We start from the raw sequence: 13,791 nt of genomic DNA, 5'->3' as shown, positions 1-13,791 counted from the left end.
CCGCAGCCACATGAGCGCTTTCCGGCCGCGTTTTGCGGGGGCGAGATGCGTTTTCTGACGCTGAAATACTTCAACGCGGTTGCAAAGCTTGGTTCGATCCGCAAGGCAGCGGACCGGCTTCATGTCGCGCCGTCAGCGGTTAGCAGGCAGATCGCGCAGCTTGAGCATGAGGTTGATGCCGTGCTTTTCGAACGTTCCAAAAGCGGTGTGCGGCTGACCGCGGCCGGCGAAGTCCTCGCCCGTCAAAGCCATCGTATTTTCCGCGACCTCGACCGCGCGCGTGCCGGGATCGACGATCTTCGCGGTCTTCGCCGCGGTGAAGTGAGCCTCTGGGTCATTGAAGGATTCGTTACGGGCCTGTTGCCGAGTATTCTGGCCGAGTTTCAGCGTCGCTATCCTGCCGTTGCCTTCAAGGTTCAAACTGCGTCGACGGATCGGATCACCGAGGCACTGCTGGAAGACGAGGCCGATATCGGGATCACGTTCAATGCTTCGCCGCGCGCGGAGATCGAAACCATCGCTGAATTTCCGGAGCCTATTTCCTGCCTGGTTGCCGGCGATCACAAGTATGCAGGCCGCAAGAGTCTGACGCTCGAGGAAATCTGCAAGGAGCCCCTCGCGCTTCCCGACCACAGCTTCGGCATCAGACAATCGTTCGAGCGAACGGTTGCAAGACACAAGCTTGTTCCAAGGGTGCTGGTGACAACGAATTCGCTGGAGCTCACCAACACAATGGCGGTCACAGGCCAGTTCATTGCGTTCAAGCCGGCGCTCGCTGTGATCACCCAGCTCGGATCTGGTCAGCTGCGTGCCATTCCGGTGGCTGATGCCGAACTGGCTTCTGCGCGCTCCAGCATCAGCGTCCACCGGGACAGGCCGCTGTCGCATGCGGCGCAGGAATTTCTCAAGCTGCTGACCACGGCGATCAGGGCATCAAAGGCTAAAACCCGCAAATAGTGGGTGTTGCCTTTTTTGCAGGATCGCATGACAGATTCTCGACTTTTAACAACGATAAATGCTCCCTAGCCTTCACTTGCGGTGTTCGGGAGGAGGAATGACCTTCGTGCGGTGCGAATGGGGTGATTTCTTCTCTTCCCGGACGGCCCGTCGTGTCCGGTAACAGGCCATCTTGTCAGGAGACTACGTATGACCTTGCGCAAACCCGAACCAAATACCTTGGCGACAGACGGAGCGACGACTCGCCGCAGCCTCTTGATGGGCGCCGGTGCGCTCGGCATGTCCGCGGCATTTCCGATGCCGGGCATCGCGCAGGGCCGGACCAAGGTGATCGTGTCCGAGGCCATCCATATCGCGCTCTATACGCCGCTCTATGTCGCGATGCGCAAAGAGATGTTCGCGAAACAGGGCCTCGACGTTGAATTGTCCACCGCAGGCGGGATCGCTGTGCCTGTCTCGGTATTGCTTGCCAATCGGGCGCAGTTCGCGCTGACCGGCACCGGTATGTCGGTCAACTCCACCCTCGAAGGCGGCAAGATGAAATGCATCGCCAAGGTCGCGGGCGGTATTTCACTCTTCGCGATCGCGAAGCCCGGCCTCAAGATCAATTCGCTGGCTGATCTGAAGGGCAAGACCATTGCCACCCTGCGCTTCCCGTCCAACACGATTTCCACACCGACTTATCTGATGCGCAGCGTCGGCGGGTTCGATCCGAAGGAAGCCGGCGTGAATTTCCTCGAACTGCCGCCCGGTGCACAGGCGGCCGCCGTCAAGGACGGCCGCGCCGATCTCGCCATCGCATTCGACTGGGACGCCAGTATCGGCGTCACCCAGTTCGGGCTGGAGGTGGTCTACTCCTTTGCCGACATTCTCGGGCCGATCGCCTTCTCGTCCGTGTTCGTCACCGAGCCGTATCTCAAGAGCAACGGCGAAACGGTTCAGAAATTCACCAATGCGCTCGCGGAGGCGATGAAGCTGCTGCACTCCGACCCGAGCACTTTCGAGGAGGTCAGCCGGCAGGAATTTCCAACCGTCGCGCCAGATGTCGTCAAGCTCGGCGCGAAGAACTTCATGACCACGAAAAACGTGGTGCCACGCAACCCGGTCATCACCAGGGAAGACTGGGATGCGATCATGAAGCACGAAAGCGGCGCGGGCACGCTCAAGAAGACACTGCCCTACGAAGACATGGTCGATACGGCGTTCGCCACCAAGGCGGCGTCCGACTTTGGCCTGAAAAGCTGACATCAAAAGCGAACATCATCATGAACCTGCCTCAGACGTTGCCGCGTCACGACAACAGCCTTGTGCTCGGCGCCAAGCCGGACGAATTCCCCCTCTCGCCTGATGAGACCGCGCTCATCGTTGTCGACATGCAGAACGCCTACGCGTCGCCAGGCGGCTATCTCGACCTTGCCGGATTCGATGTGACAGGCGCCAAGCCGGTGATCGCTGCCGTGGCAGAGACCATCGAAATCTCGCGCAAACTCGGTTTTACGATTGTCTTTTTCCAGAACGGCTGGGATGCGGAAAAACAGGAGGCCGGCACACCGGAATCTCCGAACTGGTGGAAGTCGAACGCGCTGAAAACGATGCGTGCGCGGCCGGAACTCGACGGCAAGCTCATCACGCGCGGGACCTGGGATTACGAGCTGGTTGAAAAGATCAAGCCGCTGCCCGGCGAGATCGTTCTGCCGAAGCCGCGCTACAGCGGTTTCTCCGGTACCCAGCTCGACGGAATGCTGCGGGCGCGGCGGATTCGCAATCTGGTGGTGGTGGGCGTCGCCACCAATGTCTGTGTGGAATCCACCATCCGCGATGGCTATTTCCTGGAATACTTTCCGATCATGGTGAAGGACGCCACGCTCCAGGCCGGTCCGGCCTCCTTGCAGGAGGCCACGGTCTACAATGTCGAAACTTTTTTCGGCTGGACCACCACGGTCAGCGAGCTGCGAAGCTTGACCAACCGCTGACGTTTTCTGTCCCATCAGTCATAACGATTCGCCAAGAACCCAAGGAGCCCGATATGCCCCGTAAGCCAGTTATTCCCGCCGGCTCGCCTCCTCCGATGGCGCCCTATTCGCCGGGTGTGTTGGCGGACAACGTCCTCTATGTCTCCGGCGTGCTGGCCATGGATGGCAGCGGCAAGACCGTGGGTGTCGGCGACGCAACGGCGCAGACCCGTGCGGTTTTGGAGTCGATCAAGAGCATCGTCGAAGCCGCAGGCGGTACGATGGCCGACGTCACCATGAATTCGATCTTCCTCAAGGACCTCGGCGACTACGCCGCCATGAACGCGGTCTATAAGGAGTTCTTTCCGAGCGAATTCCCGGCGCGCTATTGCATTCGCGCGGATCTCGTCAAACCCGAATTCCTCGTGGAAATCGCGTCCATCGCGCATCTGCCCAAGGCCCGCTGAGCATGGCGGAACAGGCACAACAGCGCGGCCTTCTCATTTCGCCGTGGCTGCTGATCCTGCTTGGACAGATCGCGCTGACGGTCGGCTTCCTTGGTTTGTGGGAGATCGCCATTCGGGCCGAATGGCTGCCGGTCTATCTCTATGGCCAGCCGAGCGGCATCGCGAAGAAGTTCGTCACGCTTCTGTCGGACGGAACGCTGTTGCAGTCCACCCTGGTCACCGGCCTCGAATCCCTGATCGGATTCGTGATCGGTTGCTTTTTCGGCAGCGTCGCCGGACTCGGACTGTGGCTGACCCCGCGTTTCGCACTCATGCTGCGGCCGTTCATCGTCGCCGCAAACGGTCTGCCCAAGATTGCGCTGGCGCCGCTGATCATCGTCTGGTTCGGAATCGGGATCGAATCCAAGATCGCCATCGCCGCGATCATCACATTCATCGTGTCGCTGATGACCGCCTATAGCGGCGCACAGGAGGTCGATCAGGATCTGATCCGGCTGATGCGCTCCCTCGGTGCGTCCCGGTGGCAGACGTTCAGAAAGATTGTGGCCCCCGCGACCATGCCGTGGATCATCTCAGGCCTGCGGCTGAATGTCGGGTTCGCCCTGATCGGCGCGGTGGTCGGCGAATACATCGCCGCCAAGCAGGGGCTCGGTTATCTCGTCTATTACGCCGGGACGCTCTACGACCTCAACGCGGTCTGGGTGGGCCTGTTCGCGCTGATGCTGCTGGCGCTGGTGCTCGACTACAGCGTCACGCTGCTCGAACGGTGGCTCAGCTATTGATGCCGCTCCCAACGACAAGACACTTGCAAGAACAACGGAGAGTTTGATGCCGGTAGCTCAGGTGAACGGAACCGAGATCGCTTACGAGGTGATCGGCAAGGGCGAGCCCGTCCTGCTGGTCGCCGGCATCGGCGGCGCAGGAAGCTATTTCAAGCCGAACATCGAGGCCATTGCCGCGAAACATCAGGTTGTGCTGCACGATCATCGCGGGACCGGCGGCTCGCGTCAGGACCGCATCACTTATTCAGTCCCGCAAATGACCGACGATATGGTCGCGCTGATGGACGAACTGAAAATCGAAGCCGCGCATATCGTCGGCCACTCGACCGGCGCGGCTATGGCGCACGACATGGCGCTGCGCTTTCCGTCGCGTATCAAGAGCGCGGTTCTGTACGCGGGATGGGCAACCTCCGACGCTTACTTCAGGCGGTGCTTCGAGGTCCGCAAGCGCGTTCTGCAGACAAGCGGCCCGTTGCATTACGTCAAGACCACGCCGCTGTTTCTCAATCCGCCCTGGTGGGTCAGCGCGAATATCGCGCGCCTTGAAGCCGAAGAGCCCGCCGCAGCGGCGGCGCTGGCGCCGACAGACATCATGCTGAGCCGCATCGACGCGATCTGTTCGTATTCGCCGGGCGAGGAGTTGCGGAAGATCACGTGTCCCTGTCTCATCACCTGTTCCAAGGACGATCATCTGACGCCGCTGTTCTACTCGGAGCGGATGGCGAAGCTGATGCCCAAGGCCGACACCTTCTATTTCGAGACCGGCGGCCACGCCGTCTCGGTGGTGCTGCCGGATCAATTCAACGCCGTCGTGCTGTCGTATCTCGACGCGGTAATTGCCGGGCGCAAATGGCAGGCGCCAGAATTGACCTATCCGGAGATCGCCTGATGGCTGATGCAGCCGCTGCCACCGGAGACGTTCTGACCGCCCATGAGGTGGGCATGGTGTTCAATGCCGAGAGCGCGAATCCGGTTCGTGCGCTCGGTAACATTTCCTTTGGCCTGCGCAAACGCGAGGTGCTCGCCATCGTCGGACCGTCGGGCTGCGGCAAAACCACCCTGTTCAACATCATCGCGGGGCTGATTTCGCCGACGATGGGCAGCGTGTCGGTCAACGGCGTGCAGGTGGCGGGCGCCAAGGGCCACGTCGGCTACATGCTGCAAAAGGACATGCTGCTGCCTTGGCGCAGCGTGCTGGACAATGTGACGCTGGGTCTGGAAGTGCGCGGTGTGGCGCGCGCCGAGGCCGAGGAAATCGCGCATCGGCTGATCACATCCTATGGCCTCGGCGGTTTCGAGAAAGCCAAGCCCGCGACATTGTCCGGTGGCATGCGTCAGCGCGTGGCCTTCATGCGAACGCTGGCGTTCGATCCCGACGTGATCCTGCTGGACGAGCCGTTTTCAGCGCTGGATTTTCAGACCCGGCTGCTGCTGCAAGGCGAGGTGCAGCGGATTATCCGCGAGCGCGGCAAGAGCGTGATTCTGGTGACGCATGACATTGGTGAGGCGATCACCATGGCCGACCGCATCGTTGTGATGACCAACCGGCCCGCGACGGTGCGCAGCTTGCACACCATCGAATTGTCTGCCGCCGAGCGCGACCCGGTGACCATCCGTACCAACCCGCTCTACAACGAGTACTTCAACCGCATCTGGTCTGAGCTGGAGATCCGGCGGGAAGTTTAAGCAGCAGGTTCTCTGCCTGGGCGAGCTTAAGGGCTGACCGCTCAGGCTCGCGCTCCACCGCTGAGCCGTACGCGATCCGCCCGCGAGCGCTGGGTGACGAAATTAATCACCGCACGAACAGCCGGCAGATCGATCAGGTCCGGATGCGCCAGCAGCCAGATGTCGGAAATGCCGGCCAGCTTGTCAGGCGCGACGCGGATCAGGTCGTCGTGGGCATCGGCGACGATGCAGGACATCGCGCAAATCCCGACACCGGCGCGGACCGCCGCCAGCATGTCGGCCTGCGATGAGCAGCGCATCACCACGGTCGCTTCCCGCGCGACATGATCGCTCCAGCGTCCGAGTTCGGCGTTTGAGGCACGGTCCGCGAAGCCGACGATGTTGTGACGCTTCCAGTCGTCGCGATGCTGGGGCAGGGAATGGCGCGCGGCGTAGTCGCGCGAGGCATAGAAGCCGACGCCCAGCCGCGCGATCTTGCGGCCGACCAGGTTCTCGTCGCCGCTTTGATAAATGCGCAGCACGATATCGGCCTCGCGCTTGCGGACGCTGACGGGGAACGGGTGCGTGACGAATTCGATCTGAACGTCGGGGTGGGTCTCGATGAAGGACGCCATGTGCGGCATCAGCCAGTAAGCCGCCAGCGTCGGGCCGATCGAGAACTTGACCAGACCCCGCGCTTTCGTTCCGGTAGCCGATACCGCGGCTTCGGCCCGCAGCGCCGCTGCTTCCATAGCCATAGTGTGTTCGCGGAAGCGGCGGCCCTGTGCGGTCAGGGTCAGCCCGTCATTGGAGCGGACAAACAGCTTGGTCCCGAGCTGCGTTTCGAGCGCCGCGATTTCGCGGCCCACGGTCGGATGGCTTGAGCGGAGGCGGCGCGCCGCGCCGAGATAGCTGCCGGATTCGGCAACGGCGATGAAGGTCCGGCAAAGATCCCAGTCCATCTGTTCAATCCTGAAGTTGCAACTGTTCAATATTGGACATTGGGGGCGCCGGTCAAGATGTTATCGTTGCTCACATTCAAACAGGACAAATCCGATGCCGCTTCCCGCCTCGCTCAATGGTACGCTTGAACTGCCCGTTCTCGGCTCGCCGCTCTTTATCGTATCGGGTCCTGAGCTGGTGATCGCGCAGTGCAAGGCCGGCATCGTCGGCTCGTTCCCGGCGCTGAATGCGCGGCCGGTCGAGAAACTCGGCGAATGGCTGACCCAGATCGAGGACGAACTCGGCGAGTATCAGGCGAAGAATCCGGACAAGAAGGTCGCGCCCTACGCGGTCAACCAGATCTGCCACGCCTCCAACGACCGGCTCATGAAGGACATGGAAACCTGTGTGAAGCACAAGGTTCCGGTCATCATCACCTCGCTGCGTCCGCCGTCCGAAATCGTCGAGGCCGCGCACTCCTATGGTGGCGTGGTATTCCACGACGTCATCAACGTGAAACATGCGCGCAAGGCTGCCGAACAGGGTGTCGATGGACTTATCCTCGTCTGCGCGGGTGCGGGCGGTCATGCCGGCACGCTGTCGCCCTTTGCCCTCGTGCGCGAAGTGAAGCAGTGGTTCAAGGGTACCATCCTGCTCTCTGGCGCGATCTCCGACGGCTGGGGTATCGCGTCGGCGCTCGCGCTCGGCGCGGACATGGCCTACATGGGCACGCGCTTCATCGCGACCGTCGAGGCCAACGCCGATCCCGCCTACAAGAAGGCGCTGACCGACTATGCCGCTCACGACACGGTCTACACCAACCTGTTCACCGGCGTTCATGGCAATTACCTCGGCCCGTCGATCGCCGCCGCCGGCCTCGATCCAGACAATCTGCCGGTTGCCGACAAGACCAAGATGAACTTCGGCTCCGGCGGGAACATGAAGGTCAAGGCCTGGCGCGATATCTGGGGCTCGGGGCAGGGCATCGGCCAGATCTCTGACATTCCGCCGGTCGCGGAACTGGTGGAACGCCTCAAGACCGAATTCGCCGAAGCGCGAGGAGATTTCCTGATGCGCGCAAGCGCCTGACGGAAAACGGGGCACGCGCGTATAAGCGCGGCCCACCACAAGAAAACAACAAATCAGGGAGGAGACACCATGAAGGCCTTATCACGTCTTGCGACGGCCATGCTGACGCTTGCCGCGTGCGGAATCACGCAGGCACATGCGGATAACAAGGGTGAAATCCGCATCGGGCAGACCTTGCCTTACAGCGGCCCGCTGTCGGGCTTCGGTATGATCGGCCGGGTGCAGGAAGCGTACTTCGAGAAGATCAATGCCGAAGGTGGCATCAACGGCCGTAAGATCAAGTTCATCAGCATGGATGACGCGTACTCGCCGCCGAAGACCGTCGAGCACACCCGCAAGCTGGTCGAACAGGACGAGGTGCAGGTGATGTTCGCCTCGCTCGGCACCGCGACCAACAATGCGGTGCATCGTTATCTCAACGGCAAGAAAATTCCGCAGTTATTCGTTCTCAGCGGTGCGACCAAGTGGGCCGATCCGAAGGGCTTCCCCTACACCATGCCGGGCATGGCGGCCTATGCCTCCGAGGGCGTGATCTACGCCAAGCATATCCTGGCGACGAAACCGAATGCGAAGATCGCCATTCTCGCGCAGAACGACGACTTCGGCCGCGACTATGTCAGCGGCTTCAAGCGCGCGCTCGGTGACAAGGCCGCGACCATGATCGTAGCCGAGGCGAGCTATGAGGTGACTGCGCCGACCATCAACTCGCAGCTTGCCACCTTGAAGGCATCCGGTGCCGACGTGCTGTTCGGCGTGGTGCTCGGCAAGTTCACCTCGCAGTTGATCAAGGGTATTGCCGAACTCGGCTGGAAGCCGGACATGACGTTCCTGCCGACATCGGCCGCGTCGATTTCGTTCCTCGCACCGGCAGGGTTGGAGAATGCCGTCGGCATGATCTCGTCCAGCAACCAGAAGGACGTCAACGACGTGCAATGGGCGAACGATCCCGGCGTGAAAGAGTTCTTCGCGTTCATGAAGCAGTACATGCCGAATGCCGACCTGAACAACTCGAACTATTCGGCAGGATACCACTACGCGCAGTTGATGGTCGCCGTGCTCAAGGCCTGCAAGGACGATTTCAGTGCCGAAAACATCAGGCGCCAGGCTGCTTCGCTCAAGAACGTCGAGCTGCCGCTTCTATTGCCGGGCATCACGGTCAACACCGGGCCCGACGATTATCTGCCGTTCCAGCAACTGTTGCTGCGCCGCTTCGACGGCAAGAGCTGGGTCGGATTCGGCAAGGTTCTCGACGATCAGTAAATGTAACGAGGGCGCGCTGCGGATGCCGCGGCGCGCCTGTTCTCTTTCTTCAGCCGGAACGACACCATGATTATCAGCGGCGACCGTCAGATCAGCACGCCTGAAATCCAAGAGCGCATCGCGCGGGCCGCCACCGGCTTCAAGGCGCTCGGCCTGCGTGACGGTGCGCCTGTCGGGCTGATGCTGCGCAATGATTTCGCGCTTTTCGAAGCGTCGGCGGCTGCGGCGATGCTGGGATCGCCGGTGGTGCCGATCAACTGGCACCTGAAGGCAGAAGAGGTCGCCTATATTCTGGCCGACAGCGGCGCGCACAGCCTCGTGTGCCACGCGGATCTGTTGCCGCAGATCAAGGACGGTCTGCCGAAGCGGTTGCCGCTGCTGGTCGTGAAAACGCCGCCGGAGATTGCTGATGCTTTCAGTGTGCCGCCAGAACTGGCGCGCGTGCCCGAGGGCCGGGTGGATTGGGATGTCTGGCGCGACGGATTTGCGCCTTCCCGGGAAGCGCCGGGCCGCGCAACGCCGATGTTCTATACGTCCGGCACCACAGGCCGGCCGAAGGGCGTGCGGCGTCTGCCGATGCTGCCGGAACAGATGGCCGCGGCCGAACGGGTCAGCGCCATCACCTACGGCCTGAAGCCGAATGAAGATCAGGTCATTCTGATGAACGGGCCGATGTATCATTCGGCCCCCAGTTCCTACGGCATGCTGGCATTCCGCCACGACTGCACCATCGTTCTGGAGCCGCGTTTCGATCCAGAGGATCTGCTGCAACTCATCGAGCGGCATAAGGTCACTCACATGCACATGGTGCCGACCATGTTCGTGCGGCTGCTGCGGCTGCCGGATGAAGTGAAGGCGCGGTACGATCTGTCGTCGCTGCGGTTCGTGGTGCATGGCGCGGCACCCTGTCCCGTTCCGGTCAAACAGGCGATGATCGCATGGTGGGGGCCGGTGGTTCATGAGTACTTCGGCTCAACCGAGACCGGGATTCCGATCTGGCACTCGGCACAGGAAGCGCTGGCGAAGCCCGGCACCGTCGGGCGCGCGATCGAAGGCGGCATCGTCAAGATCTTCGGCCCGAACGGCGAGCCCTGCGGTGTCAATGAGATCGGCGAGATCTTCATGCGGCAGACCGCGATCCCGGATTTCGATTATCACCGCAAAGCAGGTGCGCGCGAGGAAGCCGGTCGGGAGGGCCTGATCAGCGTCGGTGATGTCGGCTATCTTGATGAAGACGGCTATCTGTTCCTGTGCGACCGCAAGCGCGACATGGTGATCTCGGGCGGCGTCAACATCTATCCGGCGGAGATCGAGAACACGCTGATCGGCATGGAGGGCGTGCGCGACTGCGCTGTGTTCGGCATTCCGGACGACGAATTCGGCGAACGGCTGTGCGCCTGCATCGAGCCTGATACCGGCGCCGCGCTGACGCCGAAGGACGTGCAGGATTATCTGCGGAAGCGGCTGGCGAACTTCAAGGTGCCGAAAGACATCAACTTCCTTGAAGCCCTGCCGCGCGAAGCCAGCGGCAAGATCTTCAAGCGCAAGCTGCGCGATCCGTACTGGGAAAATCGCCAGTCCGCGTAGCGGGCAGTCGCGTACCGGGTCCCCTTTCGGCCTGTTGAAAGTTGCGGAATTCGTCGGTTGCCGATGGCTCTGCGCTGAAATCGTGTCATGCTGCCCCGAATGAAACAGCCCGGCGGGACGAACCGCCGGCGGGGGGCGACCGGTATGATCTCCTTGGCGCAGGGCTTGCTTGGAGCGGCATCGGGCTCGCTTGTCGGCTTTTCGCTCGGTGTGGTCGGCGGCGGCGGGTCGATTCTTGCAGTGCCCCTGATGGTGTATCTGGTCGGCGTACCGAATGCGCATGTGGCGATCGGCACCAGCTCGCTCGCCGTTGCGGCGAGCGCAGCGTTCGGCCTTCTCATCCACGCACGTACCGGCACGGTAAAGTGGGGGTGCGCGTCGGTGCTCGCCGGCGCAGGTGTGATTGGAGCGTTTCTCGGTTCACTGGTCGGCAAGATGGTCGACGGGCAGCGCCTGCTGACGATGTTCGCGCTATTGATGCTGGTGGTTGCCTTCCTGATGCGGCGGCGCCGCGATCATGCCGGCAACAAGTCTGTTCAGTTGAGCCGGGCCAATGCCCCGTCGCTCATCGGCGTGGGGTTTGCCACCGGCATGCTTTCCGGCTTCTTCGGTATCGGCGGCGGCTTCCTGATTGTGCCGGCGCTGGTGTTCGCGACCGACATGCCGCTGGTGTACGCGGTGAGTTCATCGCTGGTGGCCGTGCTGGCCTTCGGTCTCACCACAGCAACGAGCTACGCGTTCTCCGGTCTGGTGAACTGGCCGCTGACCGCGGTCTTTATCGTCGGCGGTCTGGCCGGCGGATACATCGGCGTGAAGTCAGCGCATCTGCTGGCGAGCAGGCGGACACTGCTCAACGACGTTTTTGTGGCGGTGATTTCCTGCGTCGCGATCTACATGCTGATCCGAAGCTGGATGTAACGACGAGCCTGCCCTACGCCGCGCGCCTGATCCAGACGCGGTTGTCATGGAACGCCGCGCCGCCATAGGGCGCGATCGGATCGGCGCCCGTCAGCGTGTTGATGCCGCGGCCGTCTTCATAGGCATGGTTCGGCCAGATGGATTCCGCGATCAGCACGCCGCGCCGCACGCCATCGAAGGATTTGGCGTGAAGCCGGACTTCGCCGCGCTCGTTGCCGAGGATCACCTTGTCGCCGTCGGCGATCGACAGCGCCGCCGCATCGTCGGGATGGATCATCACCGTCGGGCGCTGCTCGCGGCTGAGCGAGGTCGGCGTTTCGTTGAAGGTGGTGTTGAGGAAGTTGCGCGCCGGCGACGTGGCGAGACGAAACTTGTGATGCTCGTCGGCTTCCTCGATCACCGTCCAGTGATCCGGCAATTGAGGGAGATCGTCCACCGGGCCCGAAAGCCCCGGACTGCGGAACGGCACCGTTGGCCAGTCCGGCTTGAAACGGAATTTGCCGTCAGGCCACGCAAAGCCCCTGGTGTAATGCGCGGTCTTGAAATCCGGCTGGCAGTCGATCCAGCGTTCGCGCTCGAGGTTTTCCAGCGTGCCCCAGCCGGATTTTTGCAGCGTCCAGTCGATGATCTCGCGCGGCGTCATGTCGAAGCCGCGGTGCTTTGCCCCAAGCCGCCTGGCGAGGCTGACGATCACATCGTGGTTGGAGCGGCACTCGCCCGGCGGCTCGATCAGTTTCGGGCCCGCGATAATGTATTGATGTCCGCCGCCCTGATAAACGTCGTCGTGCTCCATGAACATCGTCGCCGGCAGCACGAGGTCGGCAGCCTTTGCCGTCTCGGTCATGAACTGTTCGTGCACGCAGACGAACAGGTCGTCGCGCGCGAAGCCCTGCTTGACGCGGGTCTGGTCCGGTGCGACCGACACCGGGTTGGTGTTCTGGATCAGCATCGCCGTTACCGGCGGCCCATTGAACAGCGCGTCGGCGTCGCCGCACAGAATTGCGCCGATGCGCGACTGGTCGAGCATGCGGATCGATGGATCGACCACATCGAGACCCTCGATCAGCGAACGGTCCCAGTGATAGATCGCGCCGTTGTTGTGGAATGCGCCGCCGCCCTCATGGCGCCACGCGCCGGTCACCGCTGCGATACAGCTCGCGGCATGCATGTTCGGCGCGCCGTTGCGTGAGCGGGAGAAACCGTAGCCGAGCCGGAAATAGGTGCGCGGTGTATTGCCCACCAGCGCCGCGAACTCCTCGATGGTTTCGACCGGGCAGCCGGTGATTTTCGAGGCCCATTCCGGACTCCGGCTTTGCAAATGGTGCTCAAGCTCGCGCGGGGCATCAGTATGCTGCGCAAGAAAATCGCGATCCGCCTTGCCGTCGCGGAACAGGCAATGCATCACCGCGCAGGCGAGGGCGCCGTCGGTACCCGGCCGCACCAGCACCGCGAGATCGGCCTGCTCCATGGTGCCGTTCATATAGACGTCGACCGCAACAATTTTCGCGCTGCGTTCCTTCCGCGCCCGCGTCGCGTGAGTCATGACGTTGACCTGGGTGCTGACCGCGTTGGTGCCCCAGATCACGACGCAGTCGGACTTCGCGATCTCGCGCGGGTCCGGGCCTGCGAGTTTGCCGGTGCCGGCGACGAATCCGGTCCAGGCCGGATTGACGCAGATGGTGGAATGGAAGCCGGAGTACTTCTTGGCATGGCGCAGACGATGGATGCCGTCGCGCATCACAAGGCCCATGGTGCCTGCGTACTGATAGGGCCAGACCGCCTCGGAGCCGTACCGTGCTTCGGCCTCCAGGAATTTCCCGGCAACCAGATCCAGCGCATCGTCCCATGAAATCGGGGCGAAGGTGCCGGAGCCTTTTGCGCCGGTGCGGACCAGCGGGTTCGTCAGGCGGTCAGGATGATGAATCCGCTCGGCGTAGCGGGCGACTTTGGCGCAGATCACCCCCGCCGTGTAGCCGTTGTCCCGCGCGCCGCGCACCCGGCCGATGGTGCGCTCGTCGAGCACATCGACTTCAAGGGCGCAGGTCGAGGGGCAATCGTGCGGGCAGGCGGTCGCAGCGACCCGTCGAGGCACAGATCCTGGCGGCACGGATTTGGGGCGGATCATTTCATTCATTGCAGCGACCTTAATCTGCGCGGGCGGACATGCAAGGT

13 protein-coding genes are annotated in these 13,791 nt (G+C 62.3%); 11 read left to right on the top strand and 2 right to left on the bottom strand.

From position 1 onward, the window contains the following. Window positions 1-45 precede the first annotated feature (45 nt). The 7 genes from I554_RS0117745 to I554_RS0117715 all read left to right on the top strand — a co-directional run bounded on the left by I554_RS0117745 (window position 46) and on the right by I554_RS0117715 (window position 5,844). The gene (locus I554_RS0117745) at window positions 46-957 is read left to right on the top strand and encodes a LysR family transcriptional regulator (protein ID WP_024577101.1); all 912 of its coding nucleotides are present in this window, start codon (window positions 46-48) and stop codon (window positions 955-957) included. A 189-nt stretch (window positions 958-1,146) separates the two neighbouring features. After that, the gene (locus tag I554_RS0117740) at window positions 1,147-2,202 is read left to right on the top strand and encodes an ABC transporter substrate-binding protein (RefSeq protein ID WP_024577102.1); all 1,056 of its coding nucleotides are present in this window, start codon (window positions 1,147-1,149) and stop codon (window positions 2,200-2,202) included. Window positions 2,203-2,222: 20 nt separating this feature from the next. Then, window positions 2,223-2,930, top strand: a complete 708-nt coding sequence (locus I554_RS0117735) for an isochorismatase family protein (RefSeq protein WP_024577103.1) — start codon at window positions 2,223-2,225, stop codon at window positions 2,928-2,930. A 53-nt stretch (window positions 2,931-2,983) separates the two neighbouring features. Then, the gene (gene rutC, locus I554_RS0117730) at window positions 2,984-3,376 is read left to right on the top strand and encodes a pyrimidine utilization protein C (protein WP_024577104.1); all 393 of its coding nucleotides are present in this window, start codon (window positions 2,984-2,986) and stop codon (window positions 3,374-3,376) included. Window positions 3,377-3,378: 2 nt separating this feature from the next. After that, complete coding sequence (locus I554_RS0117725; protein ID WP_024577105.1) at window positions 3,379-4,158, top strand: ABC transporter permease; 780 nt, start codon at window positions 3,379-3,381, stop codon at window positions 4,156-4,158. Window positions 4,159-4,204: 46 nt separating this feature from the next. After that, entirely contained in the window at window positions 4,205-5,047 is an 843-nt protein-coding gene (locus I554_RS0117720) for an alpha/beta fold hydrolase (protein ID WP_024577106.1), read from the top strand. Next, window positions 5,047-5,844 carry an ABC transporter ATP-binding protein gene (locus I554_RS0117715; RefSeq protein WP_006023046.1) on the top strand — a complete coding sequence of 266 codons (798 nt, stop codon included), beginning with the start codon at window positions 5,047-5,049 and terminating at the stop codon, window positions 5,842-5,844. The genes I554_RS0117720 and I554_RS0117715 overlap by 1 nt, the downstream gene beginning before the upstream one ends. 41 nt (window positions 5,845-5,885) lie before the next feature. Here I554_RS0117715 and I554_RS0117710 read toward each other — a convergent pair whose 3' ends face one another. Further along, the gene (locus I554_RS0117710) at window positions 5,886-6,785 is read right to left on the bottom strand and encodes a LysR family transcriptional regulator (protein ID WP_024577107.1); all 900 of its coding nucleotides are present in this window, start codon (window positions 6,783-6,785) and stop codon (window positions 5,886-5,888) included. A 94-nt stretch (window positions 6,786-6,879) separates the two neighbouring features. On the opposite strand from I554_RS0117710, the gene I554_RS0117705 reads away from it, so the two are divergent. From I554_RS0117705 to I554_RS0117690, 4 genes are all read left to right on the top strand, one after another. Beyond that, complete coding sequence (locus I554_RS0117705) at window positions 6,880-7,854, top strand: nitronate monooxygenase family protein (protein ID WP_024577108.1); 975 nt, start codon at window positions 6,880-6,882, stop codon at window positions 7,852-7,854. Between the two features lie 69 nt (window positions 7,855-7,923). Further along, entirely contained in the window at window positions 7,924-9,114 is a 1,191-nt protein-coding gene (locus tag I554_RS0117700) for an ABC transporter substrate-binding protein (protein ID WP_024577109.1), read from the top strand. 66 nt (window positions 9,115-9,180) lie between these two features. Continuing rightward, a complete protein-coding gene (locus I554_RS0117695; protein WP_024577110.1) occupies window positions 9,181-10,701 on the top strand; it encodes an acyl-CoA synthetase in 1,521 nt (506 codons plus the stop codon). Window positions 10,702-10,845: 144 nt separating this feature from the next. Then, window positions 10,846-11,619, top strand: coding sequence for a sulfite exporter TauE/SafE family protein (locus tag I554_RS0117690; protein ID WP_024577111.1), 774 nt, complete (start codon window positions 10,846-10,848; stop codon window positions 11,617-11,619). Window positions 11,620-11,632: 13 nt separating this feature from the next. On the opposite strand, the gene I554_RS0117685 is transcribed toward I554_RS0117690, so the two are convergent. Continuing rightward, window positions 11,633-13,753 carry a molybdopterin oxidoreductase family protein gene (locus tag I554_RS0117685; RefSeq protein ID WP_024577112.1) on the bottom strand — a complete coding sequence of 707 codons (2,121 nt, stop codon included), beginning with the start codon at window positions 13,751-13,753 and terminating at the stop codon, window positions 11,633-11,635. Window positions 13,754-13,791 lie beyond the last annotated feature (38 nt).

This window comes from Afipia sp. OHSU_II-C1 (genome assembly GCF_000497575.1).
In the GTDB taxonomy this organism is placed as follows: Bacteria; Pseudomonadota; Alphaproteobacteria; order Rhizobiales; family Xanthobacteraceae; genus Afipia.
This window is presented reverse-complemented; position numbering and strand designations above follow the sequence as displayed.